Here is a 13,267-nt window from a genome sequence, read left to right on the forward strand (position 1 = left end):
CTCCCGGTGAGCATCCGCGACCACGCCGATGGCGTGGGCACACCGTGGGCGACTGCGGGACGGAGCATCCTCGAGAAGGCAATCTCGGAGCTGGCCTACGAAGGCGGGATCGCGCCGCACGTGGTGGAGCCGGGAGTGTTCGCCCTCGACCTGGGGGACGTCACCTATCGCTTCGAGGCCGGTCACGGCGCTCTCGGCAACCTGCAGATCGTGGCAGACTCCGTGATCCGAAGTCACGGAACAACGGATATGCCTGCGGACGACCCGGGGCAGCTCCTCATCGATCTCCAGCCGCTCTTGGGCATGACTGATGCGACTCTCTGCGAGGCGCTGAGAGAGATGTTCTCGACCAGGCTGGCAGAGTCGCGGATACTGGCGGCGATGCCGACCGGGGCGCAACTCGCTGATCTGAGCTACGGCGAACTGGAGCGGCACCTGACAGGGCACCCAACAATGATTCTGAACAAGGGAAGAGTCGGCTTCTCGGCGAGGGACTTGGCCAGATACGCGCCCGAGTCTGGCGCGGTGTTGCAGCTTCCGTGGATCGCAGTGCACCGGGACCTGGCATGCTTCAGCAGTATCGGATCGATCGCCCAACGGGACTTTCTCGCCTCGGAGCTCGACGTGCGGGACATCGAACGGTTCAGGAACGAACTGCTCGAGAGCATCGGTCCGGACCAGGAGGACGACTTCATCTGGCTACCGGTGCATACATGGCAGTGGGAGGAGATCCTGACCACCCATTTCGCACCACAACTGGCAGATGGCCGGATGGTGCTGCTCGGCTCCGCCACCGACCGACTATTGCCGTCGCAATCGATCCGGACCCTGTCGAACGTCGATCGCCCTGACCGCAGGGATGTCAAGGTAGCCCTCTCAATCCGGAATACGATGGTATACCGGGGGATCGCGAGTGGTCCCACTACGCAGGCGCCGGCGATCAGTGCGTGGCTACAGGCGATTCATGATCGGGACCAGTTCCTCACGGGCGAATGCGGTATGGAACTACTGGGTGAGGTCGCCTCAGCGGCGGTGACGCATCCGGTCTACCAGCACATTGAAGGCGCCCCCTATCGTCTCGCGGAGCTTCTCGGCGCGGTCTGGCGTGACCCGATCGAGACCAGGCTCGGTCCTGGCGAGCGTGCGCGATCGATGGCAGCGCTACTCTCGGTGGGATCGGATAAGCGATCGATGATCGCCGAACACGTCAGCCGGTCCGGATTGGACCCGCAGAACTGGCTCGGCGCGTTGCTGCACGCACTGCTCCCCGGGCTGCTGCACTACCTCTACGCGTACGGTGTCGCCTTCGCTCCGCACGGCCAGAACATCGTGATCATCTACGACCGGAGCGATATCCCGGTCCGGGTTGCCGTCAAGGACTTCGCGGAGGACGTCAACTTGCTCGTGGAAGACCTGCCGGAGTACGGCGATCTGCCCTCCGACGCCGAAGCGGTCCTGCACCGCTGGGGACCTGACGAACTGTCGCAATCGATTCAGACGTGCGTCTTCTCCGGGCAGTTCCGATACCTGGCTCGCATTGTCGAAACCGAGCTAGGACTGCCGGAGCCAGCATTCTGGGGCATGGTCGGGCGGGAGATCCTCGACTACCAGTCACGATTCCCTGCGTTGAAGGAGCGGTTCCACCTGTTCGACCTGTTCCGTCCAGGTTTCGGAAAGACGACTCTGAACCTGGAGCAGTTCGACATGCTCTCCGATCCAGACCGGAGCGAGCGAGATCCCGGCTTCGATCTCATTCAAGGCACAGCGCCGAACCCTCTGCACCACAACGCTTCCGGCACCGAAACGGACAGGATTGACTCGTGACGATTGGGGGCTCCTTCGACGAACTGCGCAGCGCCATCGACGCTGGCGTGATTCGCGAGGTCATCGTCGCACTGCCAGATACGCAGGGTTGTCTCAAAGGGACCCGGGTCGGAGCCCGGCACTTCCTGAGCGGATACCGCGACGGGTTCCCCGCCTGCGACTACTTGCTCGCCAGCGACGTCGACATGACAGCTATCGCCGAACTGTTCCTAGGCGACGAAGCGGCCAGGTTCGGGGACTTCACCCTGCGGCTGGATCCGCGATCGATTCGCACGCTGGCCTGGGATCTCGGGACGGCACTCGTTCTGGGAGATCCCGTCGATCTCCGGGGGGATCCGGTACGGGTCGCTCCTCGACAGGTACTCACCGATCAGCTTGACGCCCTCGCTCAGTTGGGCCTAGCAGCATTTACCGGAAATGAACTCGAGTTCATCATCTTCCGTGAAAGTTACGAGTCGGCGGCTGAACTCGGGTATCAGCGGTTGCATCCTGCGACACGGCACAACGTGGACTATTCGTTGACCGGCCTCGAGGCGATCACCCCTGTTACGCGCGCCATCCGTGACGCGATGAGCGCGACCGGCCTCGACATCGAGACTGCCCGAGCCGAGTGCCACCCAGGGCAGTACGAGATCGTCTTCAGCTATTCCGATGCCATCACCACTTGTGACAACCATGTCTTGTACAAGACTGGGGCAAAGCAGATCGCGGCCGAACACGATGTCTCATTGACTTTCATGCCCAAGTACGACATGGGCGAGGGAAACTCATGTCACATCCACCTGAGTCTGCGCGATACGGAAGGGCGATCAGCCTTCGCGCGGTCGGATGAGCAGCCGCACGAAATGTCTCGCCTCATGGAGCATTTCATCGCCGGTCAACTTGCGTGCATGGCCGAGTTTACTGTGATGTTCGCCCCGAACATAAACTCCTACAAGCGAATGGCACCGGAAGCATTCGCGCCCAGCGTCGCCGGTTGGGGAAGGGATGACCGGACTCGCGCCGTGCGAGTGGTGGGCGCGGGTCCAGGACTACGTATTGAGCACCGCCTGGGCGGCGGCGATGCCAATCCCTATCTTGCGACGGCGGCAATCCTTGCGGCGGGGCGGTACGGAATCGAAAACGAGCTGCCATTGTTCGACGAGCAGGCGCCAGATCACACTTACCCCTCTCTGCCGGGAACCTTGCGAGCCGCCACCGATCGATGGCAGCGTAGCGAGCGAGCGCGGGAGTATTTTGGCGACGACGTTGTGGACTACTTCGCGCGGGCATATCACTCCGAGGCTGACTCGTACGATTCGGCCGTGACCGACTGGGAACGTCGACGCGGTTTTGAACGATTATGAAATGCTTCCCGGCTCAGCCCTGCAAGCAACTCTCCGGCGAGAAAGACTGAAGGAGAATGATCGAGATGGGCGCTTCAGTGGGCGTACGTGCTGCGACTCTCGGTGATTCGGCGGGAATTCGTGAACTAGCAATAGAGCTGGGAATGGGGGCGACCTCACAGCGAGCGTACAATATCTGGTGCCGGGACTTCAGTCGCTGGTCCGCGGTCGCTACAGATCATACCGGTCAGATCGTCGGATTTCTGATCGCCTACCCCCGGCCGGCTCGCCCCGAACACCTCTTCATCTGGCAGCTGGGGGGTTCGGATCGGCATAGGAGACGTTCCTATCGCGGCAGAATTAGTGGAGCATGTGTGCGGCGACGGGATTGCAAGAATCGAGTACATTCCAGGCACACTCCAGGATTCTGCGGCGCGTGCCATTGTTGATCTAGTCATCGATGTTCGCGAAGCGACCAAGATAACAGCGATCGGCGGAGCCGGCGGAAACCTGCTTGAGATTGTCACCGTAGGGGTGGCCGCCGATCGTCGACCACCCCTATAGGCCTCATAGTCCAGACTGAACTTAAGCGATCCAAGCCGGCTTGCTAGGGCCATCGACGCCGAACGCTTTGGCGATATCGGCCAGCATCTGGTATGCGCCTTGCACGCTCACAGAGCTGATCCAGACTGAGTCCTGGACATTGGTGACCTTTGGTGCCAAAGGCGCCCAGAGGGGGTTCTGCTCGAATGAGCCGCGGGTGCTAATACCGTCCTGGTCGTACGAGGTCACGAATATCTTCGTCCCATCGGCCAAAGGAATCTGCTCCGGGCTGATCTGGACGACGAAGGAGTTGACGTCCTGCGACTTGGGGCGAGACAACCCAGCGTCTTTCAGGACGATACCGGGGAAAGACGTGTTGCCGTAAACACGCGCTCGTGTATCAAGGAATCGAACGATCGAAATGGTCGTATCAGGTCCGGCCTTACTCTTAACCGCGTCGCCGACCTTCCTTGCCTGCTCCTGATACTCAGCGAGGCGTTCCTCGGCTAGCGCTTCTTTACCCAACGCCTTTGCCAACAGTCGAATGTTATCCTTCCACGTGGGCCCCGTGGTCTCACTAAAAACGGTCGGCGCGATCGCCGTGAGGTTCTGGTACTCGCGTTCGTGACGAACTTTCGCGCTCACGATGAGGTCGGGCTTCGCGACGGCCAGTTTTTCCAGGGACGGCGACTCCAAGGGACCGATTGACGCCGCTTCGGCACCATACGTCTCTCGAGATTTCCCAAGATAGTCAGGGAGCTTGCCGTTAGTTCCGTCGTAGTCGGTGAAAGCTACCACCTTCGTGTTCAACATCAGCGAAGCGTCTACATACGAAGCATCTAACGCTGCGACGCGTTGCGGCTGCGCCTTAATAGTGGTCGTGCCCATCGCCTGCTCAACTGTGCGAGGGAATCCGCCCGCTTGAGCTGACTGGCTAGGACCGGGAGTCGTGGCGCCGGAGCCGCAGGCCGCTACCAGAACGGCAACTAAGGCAGGGGCAGCGACTCGAGATAAGGTGAAGCGCATTCGGGGTAATCCCTTCGATGTCAGGAGCACGTATGGTGAGCCTACCCTGGCCGACGTTGGATAGCCAGGAGCAAACGCACTACTTGAGGAGAACAAACGAATTCGGTTGACGGCACGGAAGGGCGAGATGCTGCGGAGGACTGCGGTACACCGTCGCAAGCAATCTTGCCCGAAAAGCCTCTACCGGCTCCTGACTGAGCGCATCGCTGGCAGGTCCTCCTCGCGGCCACGTGCCCCGTTCTCAGACGCGCCCGCCCGGCCTATTGCCGCTGACACGAGGATGCTGTCGTCTCCCCCGGTCGGGTCGAACCAGCACGGGCAAACATTCTACTCGATCCCGATCCCGACGATCCGGAGATCACCCACCGGCTTCGTTTCGATGAGGTCGCAGCTTATGGCTGACACCCGCACGAGATGGTCAATTTCGACTTGAATCATCTGCCTATTGCCGCGATCTCTTGAGATCGAAATCTACGACTTTAATGTTCGGCCTCGAATGCTCGCTCATATTTCGAACGTACTCGTATCAGAAATTTTCGCCCCCTCGTGAATCCAAGAGTGTAGTGCCGAGAGCCTCTGAAATTCCGGTCCGCATCCGAAGCGCCATCCCGGTCGCCCGCGGGACGGATTCCTCTCAGATTCAGAATATCTCGACATCCACGTTGCCGACAGGGCCCGTGACTCCGCCACTGAGCGCAAGTCTCCAACTCTCGTTGCACGCCAAGGGATCGCCCGGTCGGACCCGTCGAGATGCGCACGTCCGGTGCAGCCGACCGCACGCGACAGTCGGAGGTGTAACGAGCACCGGGGCAACCGTGACCAATTGGAACACAGGAGCGCCGTCTGATATAGTTTCGAACAAGTTCGTGAGCGTGTCTGTAAACCGCTCAGTGAAACAGAGGCCGGGGCGCGTTACAGGTGCCGCCGGCCTCGCCCAATTTCGGAGAAGGTCGCTCCACATGCCGCCCACCCTCAGGAGTGCGTCCGGGCGAGCCTGCGCGAGTGTGCCGGAGAGGGCACCGTCGGCGGCGGTCTTCGGCCCCTGGCGGGCGGGCGGCGACAGTCTTCGGGCACCTGGGCGGACCGGGGTCGGGCGGCGGCGCACCGATCTTCACGGCCGCGACCTGCCGGGGCGCGGGCCACTTCATCGCGGTGTCGGGCATCACGACCGCCGGTTCTCGCTTGTCTACTCCGGTTACGGCGTGGTCGGAGGCAGCGGTCTGGGGGCTGGGCTCCATCTCGCCGGTGTCCACCCTGATGTAGTGCTTCCCGATCGGCACGGGCTCGCGGCCTGTGTAGCGACCATCGACTTCGGCGCACGATCGCCATGGAGATGGCCGTATGCGACGAAACACTCCCGGTACTCGGGACCGACGGTGCGCCGCTCACTCGCTGTCCGAGGCATACCTGGAGGGGACTGTCACAGCCGGAGTCAAGGACCAGATCGTCAGGTACGCCAGGCCGAAGAACGCCGCCACGGCCACCGCGACACCGGTGGACTGGACGTAGGAGAACGGGGAGGTCACCCAGTCCAGCGTCGCGATCACTACGGCGTCCGGTCGCGTCACAAGATCCCAGGAGTTCCAGCGCTGGAAACGGCCGATCACCACCCCGATCGCGCACAGCCCCACCGACAGCACGACGGCGAGCCATCCCCAGCGCGCGCCGAACTCCCGCTGCAGGCGGCGATGCACCAGGAGCATCGAGACGACGCCCAGCAGGATCCCCGTCCAGGCAGCGAAGCCGTACTGCAGCACATGTCGCCACATGTTCTCGTCGTCGCCGAGGTGCACAAGGTCGGTCACTAGGTACGGCGAGTTGGGCAGGAAGGCCAGCCAGCCGATGCCTAGCGGCACGAGCGGCCACCGGCTACGGACCGTCGCGAAGCCGACGGCGAAGACCATCGGCATCCACGCGAGGAAGAGGTTCCAGATGAGGAACCGGCTGGGATAGGTGAGCGGTGCCGACGTGTCGGTGGTGCCGAGGACCACGGTGAGCGCCGTCGTGGCGAGCAGGGAGACCAGCAGCAGCACGGCGCGCATTCTCGTCATCAGATCAGTTTGCCAGCGCGCACGAGTTCGTTAGTACGGGTCAACGACCGTTGCCTGAAAAATTCGACGGCCGTGCGGTGGCCGGCGCCCGTAGCGTCGCGGGCGACTCCGCCCAAGTCGCGTCTACTCGGTGAGGACGCGACCTACCCGCGATGGCGAGGGTGGCCGCCCGTTCGAGCCGGGCCGGGGCCGGAGAGCTCACATCGACGCGGGCGTAGTCGGGGTTCTCGTGCCGGGGTAGTCTCTTAGCTGGTCGCGCGAGCGATCACGGGATGTGGCGCAGCTTGGTAGCGCATTCGCTTTGGGAGCGAAGGGTCGCAGGTTCGAATCCTGTCATCCCGACAGAGAACACGCAGATCAGCGGCGGTACCCGGAGAGGGGCCATCGGCTTCAGCGCCGCGATGTGACACACCATCACACGCACGCTCCCGCATGGGTTCCGACGGACTCACGTCACCTGCGAGCGCCTCTATCGCACGGCGATCGTGTGCTCTTCCAAATTGCACGGACGGCCGCTTTCTGTGAGCGAGGTGCCAGTCTTCGGAGCGAACGGCCGCAGGTGCCAGTCCCCGTCATCCGACTCAGAGCGCTGGCGCCCGCACGCGAACTGCACTGAGTAACGATTCGACCGTTTCCGGCGATATCCACGACGACCAGACACCCGACTCGTCGTGCGCGGCGCCTTCTCGGCGCCCGTCGGCCGCGCCCCGGCGGGCCACCAGCGACGATCCCGACATAGGAGGGAGCGGCTCTTGCGCTGCGGAACCGTACTCGCCGACCGCTACGAACTCCTCCGGCTCATCGCCACCGGCGGCATGGGCCAGGTCTGGGAGGCCATGGACACACGACTCGACCGCCGCGTCGCCGTCAAAGTCCTCAAAGCCGAATTCTCCGAAGACCAGGAATTCCTCGCCCGCTTCCGCAACGAAGCCCGCACCACCGCCGCCCTCAACCACCCCGGCATCGCCGGCGTCTACGACTACGGCGAAACCGCCGACCAAGCCGGCGGCGCACCCCTGGCCTACCTCGTCATGGAACTGGTCAACGGCGAACCCCTCAACGCCGTCCTCAGCCGCCTCGGCCACCTCAGCCAAGCCCAAGCCCTCGACCTCCTCGAACAAACCGGCCGCGCCCTCCAAGTCGCCCACACCGCCGGCCTCGTACACCGCGACGTCAAACCCGGCAACATCCTCATCACCCCCACCGGACAGGTCAAGATCACCGACTTCGGCATCGCCAAAGCCGTCGACGCCGCACCCGTCACCAAAACCGGCATGGTCATGGGCACCGCCCAATACATCTCCCCCGAACAGGCCTCCGGCGAAGACGCCACCGCCTCCTCCGACGTCTACTCCCTCGGCGTCGTCGGCTACGAATGCCTCACGGGGCATCCGCCGTTCACCGCGCCGACCGCGGTCGCCCTGTGCGTCCAGCACATCCGGGAGGAGCCGCCAGCGCTGCCCACCTGGGTCCCCGGCCCCGTCGACGACCTGATCATGCGCGCGCTGGCGAAGGAGCCGCGTCGGCGGTTCGCCGACGGAGGCGCACTGGCGGAGGCGATCACGCGGGCCGGCCAGCACACGACGACCGCGCGCCGGTACGACCCCGCGGCGTACGCCTCGACGATGCGGCGACCCTTCACACCCCAGCCGAACACGCGACCGGATTCGACCCCCACGGACCGATCCCCCGCGACCGAATCGGCAAGCACGCACCGCGATCGACGCAAGCGCACCGTCGCGGCCATCGGCGCGCTCGCGGTCGCGGCGATCTCCCTCGGCGGTGCCTTCGCTCTCACCGGAGCGAACGGGAACGACGGCGCTGGGGCCACGGCCGTTCCGACTGCCAACAATCCGGGCAGGCTGCCTGTGCCGCGGACGATGGTCGAAAACCCTTCCGACCGAGTCGATCCGGTGCCTCTCGTGAGGCCAACGGACGCCACTCGGCCGACGACCTCCAGCGCGCCGCGGCCCACCAGCACCACGCCCACCTCGACGACGACCACCACCCCGTCGACGACGCCGCCGACGACCACCACTCCGACCACGACGTCACCCACGAGCACGAGCACGACCTCGACGGCGCCGACCACGACGACGAGCGCATCGCCCTCCGAGCCGCAGGCGGAGTCACGCGTCTGACGGCAGGCGGACTCCCAGCATCACGTACACGACGATGCCGACGACGAGCGCCCAGAATGCGGAGCCGACCCCGGCCACCGTCGTGCCCGAGGCGGCGACGATGAACGTCACGGCGGCTGGCACGCGCGCGGACTCGGCGGCCATGGCACCGGCGCACGCAGCGGCGAAGGCGCCCACGAGCGCGACGCCGGCCACCGCCTGGATCACTCCCTCGGGCGCCGCGAGAACCACCGCGGTCAGGCCCGTACTCAATACGCCGAGAACGAGATTCGACGCGCCCGACGAGACTCCGGCGATCCACCGCCGAGACGTGTCCGACCCCGCGTCGGGGCCCGCCGCGAGCGCCGCACTGATCGCGGCGAGGTTGATCGCATGCCCGCCGAAGGGCGCCCCGACGACGCTGCCGAGGCCGGTCACGGCGAGCGAGGGCCGCCACGGCGCCGAGTACCCGTAGCTCGCGAGGACCGCGGCCCCGGGGATGTTCTGCGAGGCCATGGTCACGATGTACAGCGGCAGCACCACGCCGGTGAGCGCCTGCAGCGTGATCGAGGGGGTCGTCCACTCGACGTGCGGGACCAGCTCCGCGACGGCGGGGACGGCATCGTCGCGCACGAGGGCCACGGCGATCACGACGAGCGCGGCCACGAAGGCCAGCGGCACCGCCCACCGCGGGCGGAGCTTGAGCAGCACCAACCACACCACCAGCACGGGCGCCACCGCCCACGGATGCTTCGCGAGCGACGTGACCGGCGCGATGCACAGCGGCAGCAGTACGCCCGCCAACATGGCCTGGACGATGGGCGTCGGGATCTTCTGGACCCAGCGCGCGAGCGCCGGCCAGAGTCCGGTGAGCACGAACAGCACGCCGCAGACGACGAAGGCCCCCACCGCCGCCGGCCAGCCGCCCGCGACGGCGCCCGTGGTCGCGAGCAGCGCCGCGCCGGGCGTGGACCAGGCGCTGATGATCGGCATCCGGTACCGCCAGGAGAGCAGTGCGGACGCGGCGCCCATGGTCACCGTGACGGCCAGCAGGCCCGACGCCGCCTGGCCCGGGCTCGCGCCCATCGCGCGCAGGCCGGCGAGCACGACCGCGAAGGCGGAGGTGTACCCGACCAGGGCGGTCACGATGCCTGCACCCACCGGCACCATCGTTCCGTTCTCAGAACGTTCCATGGACAGAACGTAGCATGGGGTCATGCCCTCCCCCGACGTCGGCCGCCGCCTCCGCGAGCTGCGCACCGAGCGCGGCCTCAGCCTGTCCGAGCTCGCGCGCCGAGCCGGCGTGGGCAAGGGCTCACTCTCGGAGATCGAGGCCGGCGGCCGCAACCCGACGGTCGAGACCCTCTACGCGCTGTGCGGCCCGCTCGACGTACCGCTCACCGCCCTGGTCGGGGAGTCCCCGGGCTCGCACAGCGTCGCCGACGGCGGCATGCGCACCGCACTGCTTTCGGTGCGCCACCTGCCGCACGTCACGGTCGAAGTGTTCCGGCTCGAATTCCCCGGCGGTTCGGATCACGTCTCCCCCGGACACGGCCCGGCCGTCCGGGAGCACCTCACGGTGGTCGACGGTACCCTCTCCGTCGGCCCGGTGGGGTCCGAAATGACAGTGCACCAGGGTGATTCGTATTCCTGGACCAGCGACGGGCCGCACCGGTTCGCGACCGTCGACGGCGCCGAAGCCGTCGTGGTGATCACGACGCCCCGCTAAAAAGCCTTCGCGCCCTGCGCGCTCACGACCATGCCGTGCCCGGTAGTCCGGTTGGTGAAGGCCGTGCCGTACTCGTTAGCGACGATGAACCACCCGCGGGCGGTGTAGGTCTTGTAGTCGAGTGTCGCCGGGTCGATCGCGCCCAGGTTGCCGAGCACGTACGACAGATCGCCATCGCTGGTGACGTTGACACCGTTGGCCTCGTCGCCGGAGTCAGTCCGCGGCCGCGGCTGATCGAAGACGAGCTGGCAGCCGGCGCTGCTCGCGCTGATCTGGCAGCGCGTGCGGCCACTGCGGGTCTGGATGAAGGTGAAGCCGTTCCCGTTGTCGGGCAGGGCGATCGCCGCGGTCGCGGCGCTCGACGAGGGCGCGCTGCTCGTCGTCGACGATGCGGTGGTCGTCGTGACAGGTGCGGGCGTGGCCGGAGCGGGGGTGGCGATCCCCGGGCCGACCCCGCCGCGGATCACCGTGACACCGGCGCCGTTCCCGGACACCGTCGCCGAGCATCCCGCGAGGAGCGCGCAGCAGCCCGCCACCACCGCGGGCGCGAATCGTGCGCGCATCCGGACCTCCGCATCATCCTCGTCACTTTTGCCACAAGCGTAGACTTCCATCCCACTCGTTGCACGGATGGCGCCCGCGGCGCCCGTCCGACCGGCTCACACTCCCGGCCGGTCCGCGCCGCTCCAGAAACTCCCGGCGTAACGTCGCGATCGTGAATCTCCTGCTGCTGTCGCTCAACGCGGGCGCCCTGCCCGACTTCCTCCGCCGGCACACCGGGCGGGAACCGAGCGCCCTGCGGATCGGCTTCATCGACGACGCAGGCGCGCCGTACGCCGACCAGCCCTTCGGCTCGTTCGAGTGGACGCAGCTCACTGACCTCGGTTTCCGACTGACCCGGATGACCCTCGCGAAGTACACGGACCCGGCCGATTTCAACTCCGACCTGAACACCGTCGACGCCGTGTACCTCTCCGGCGGCCACACGTTCGTCCTGCTCGGGGCACTGCAGGCCAGCGGCTGCGGCGAGGTGCTCAAGGCGCGGGTGCGCGCGGGCCTCCCCTACGTCGGGCTCAGCGCGGGCTCGGTCGTCGCGGGGCCGAACGTCGAGCCGGTCGCGCCCCTCGACGACCCCGCGGACGCCCCCGGCGTCACCGACTTCACCGGGCTGGGCCTGGTCGACACCGTCGTCATCCCGCACGCCGACGGCGCGCTCCCGCCCTATCCTCCGGCCATGATCGACGACGTCGTCCGCACCTACGGCGACCGCTTCGCGCTGACCCGCGTCAACGACGATCAGGCGCTGCTCGTCGAGGGCGGCGTCGCCACGCTGATCCCCTCGGCGATCACGTAACAGTCGCGCCGAGAGCGCGTCACACGCCGCGGTTCCCGCCTCAGCGCGCCTTTGCGAGCGTTACGATCGACCCATGACCGGGATGCTCTCCGACGTATTGCCCTCGGTCTGTACCGCTTTCGGCATCGCCGGGGAGAACCCGCTGGACCTGGCCGTCGAACGTGATGTCGTCCTGCTGCTCATCGACGGGCTCGGCGCCGAGCTCCTGCGCCGCCACACCGACGACGCCCCGACGCTCGCCGCGCACGTGCACACCACCCTCAACGCGGGCTTCCCCGCGACCACCGCGAGCAGCCTGTCGAGCCTCGCACTAGGGGCGCCGTGCGCGGCGCACGGCATCGTCGGCTACAGCTTCGGCGTCCCCGACGAACACGGCCGGCGCCTCTTCAACTCCCTGCGCTGGACCATCGACGGCGCGAGCGGGCCCGACGCCCGCGCATCGCACCCGCCCCGTGAGCTGCAGCGCCGCCGCAGCCGCCTCGAAGACCTCGCCGACGCGGGCGCGGAGATCCACTACGTGGTGCCCGGCTATCAGGCGACCTCGGGCCTGACCAAGGCCGCGTTCCGCGCAACGGGCGTCCAGCACCCGGCCGCGAACCTCAACGAAGTGCGCGAGGGCGTGCTCGACGTCGCCCGGCACGACAGCGCCGCCCGACGCTTCGCTTACGCGTACACCGGCCTGCTGGATGCGGCGGGACACGTGCATGGCCCCAGCTCACCTGAGTGGGTGGGCGTGCTGCGCGCGGTCGATGCGATGTTCGCGGACCTCCTCGCGGACCTGCCCGGCACGTGCACTCTTCTGGTGACCGGCGATCACGGGATGATCCAAGCGGAGTCGCTGGTCAACCTCGATGCGCTGCCCGCCCTGCACCGCGGCGTCCGGATCATCGCCGGCGAGGCGCGGGTGCGGCACGTCTACCTCTCGCGGGGCCACCACGTCGACGACGTGCGCGTGCGCTGGTCGGAAACGCTCGGCGCCCACGCCCACGTGGTGAGCCGCGAACAGGCGCTCGACGAAAACTGGTTCGGACCCACGCCCCCGAACCCCGTGGTCGCCCACCGCATCGGCCACGTCCTCGCCGTGGCACAGGGCGGATCGGTACTGGTCACGCCGAGCCAGGAGCCGATGGAGTCGCGGATGCTCGGTCACCACGGGGCGTGGACCGTCGACGAACAGGCCATCCCCCTGATCACCACCACGTCCTGATCGGACACGGGCGCACGCGCCCCTTGTCCGATTCCTGCGGCAGGATCACGTAGGATACCGAAACAAACACGACCGCAGCCCGGGGTGA

Annotated in this window: 10 protein-coding genes and 1 tRNA gene; 7 read left to right on the plus strand and 4 right to left on the minus strand. The window is 66.4% G+C overall.

Translation table 11 applies throughout. From position 1 onward, the window contains the following. The first annotated feature begins 6 nt into the window (after nucleotides 1-6). Nucleotides 7-1,824: an IucA/IucC family protein gene (locus HNP44_RS10405; protein WP_259139734.1), complete on the plus strand. Its 1,818-nt coding sequence runs from the start codon at nucleotides 7-9 to the stop codon at nucleotides 1,822-1,824. After that, nucleotides 1,821-3,170: a glutamine synthetase family protein gene (locus HNP44_RS10410; RefSeq protein WP_259256880.1), complete on the plus strand. Its 1,350-nt coding sequence runs from the start codon at nucleotides 1,821-1,823 to the stop codon at nucleotides 3,168-3,170. The genes HNP44_RS10405 and HNP44_RS10410 overlap by 4 nt, the downstream gene beginning before the upstream one ends. A gap of 564 nt (nucleotides 3,171-3,734) precedes the next feature. Here the strand turns inward: HNP44_RS10410 and HNP44_RS10415 are convergent. Further along, on the minus strand, nucleotides 3,735-4,580 hold the full coding sequence (locus HNP44_RS10415; protein WP_259139732.1) for an ABC transporter substrate-binding protein: 846 nt from the start codon (nucleotides 4,578-4,580) through the stop codon (nucleotides 3,735-3,737). Between the two features lie 1,523 nt (nucleotides 4,581-6,103). Then, nucleotides 6,104-6,769 carry a DUF1361 domain-containing protein gene (locus tag HNP44_RS10420; RefSeq protein WP_259139731.1) on the minus strand — a complete coding sequence of 222 codons (666 nt, stop codon included), beginning with the start codon at nucleotides 6,767-6,769 and terminating at the stop codon, nucleotides 6,104-6,106. 268 nt (nucleotides 6,770-7,037) lie between these two features. Here HNP44_RS10420 and HNP44_RS10425 point away from each other — a divergent pair. Further along, nucleotides 7,038-7,111 (plus strand) — tRNA-Pro (locus tag HNP44_RS10425). Nucleotides 7,112-7,521: 410 nt separating this feature from the next. Next, a complete protein-coding gene (locus HNP44_RS10430) occupies nucleotides 7,522-8,910 on the plus strand; it encodes a protein kinase domain-containing protein (protein ID WP_259139730.1) in 1,389 nt (462 codons plus the stop codon). On the opposite strand, the gene HNP44_RS10435 is transcribed toward HNP44_RS10430, so the two are convergent. Next, nucleotides 8,899-10,083: a benzoate/H(+) symporter BenE family transporter gene (locus HNP44_RS10435; protein ID WP_259139729.1), complete on the minus strand. Its 1,185-nt coding sequence runs from the start codon at nucleotides 10,081-10,083 to the stop codon at nucleotides 8,899-8,901. The two genes, HNP44_RS10430 and HNP44_RS10435, sit on opposite strands and share 12 nt — an antisense overlap. Before the next feature lie 22 nt (nucleotides 10,084-10,105). Between HNP44_RS10435 and HNP44_RS10440 the strand changes: the two genes are divergently transcribed. Beyond that, nucleotides 10,106-10,618 carry a helix-turn-helix domain-containing protein gene (locus HNP44_RS10440; RefSeq protein WP_259139728.1) on the plus strand — a complete coding sequence of 171 codons (513 nt, stop codon included), beginning with the start codon at nucleotides 10,106-10,108 and terminating at the stop codon, nucleotides 10,616-10,618. Here HNP44_RS10440 and HNP44_RS10445 read toward each other — a convergent pair. After that, nucleotides 10,615-11,181 (minus strand): hypothetical protein, encoded by a 567-nt coding sequence (locus HNP44_RS10445; protein ID WP_259139727.1) that lies wholly within the window; start codon nucleotides 11,179-11,181, stop codon nucleotides 10,615-10,617. The two genes, HNP44_RS10440 and HNP44_RS10445, sit on opposite strands and share 4 nt — an antisense overlap. Before the next feature lie 152 nt (nucleotides 11,182-11,333). Here HNP44_RS10445 and HNP44_RS10450 point away from each other — a divergent pair, with 152 nt between their 5' ends. Continuing rightward, a complete protein-coding gene (locus HNP44_RS10450) occupies nucleotides 11,334-11,972 on the plus strand; it encodes a Type 1 glutamine amidotransferase-like domain-containing protein (RefSeq protein ID WP_259139726.1) in 639 nt (212 codons plus the stop codon). A 73-nt stretch (nucleotides 11,973-12,045) separates the two neighbouring features. Then, a complete protein-coding gene (locus HNP44_RS10455) occupies nucleotides 12,046-13,179 on the plus strand; it encodes an alkaline phosphatase family protein (protein WP_259139725.1) in 1,134 nt (377 codons plus the stop codon). The last annotated feature ends 88 nt before the right edge of the window (nucleotides 13,180-13,267 follow it).

Origin of the sequence: Tsukamurella ocularis, assembly GCF_024807615.1 — a bacterium.
Lineage (GTDB): Bacteria > Actinomycetota > Actinomycetes > Mycobacteriales > Mycobacteriaceae > Tsukamurella > Tsukamurella ocularis.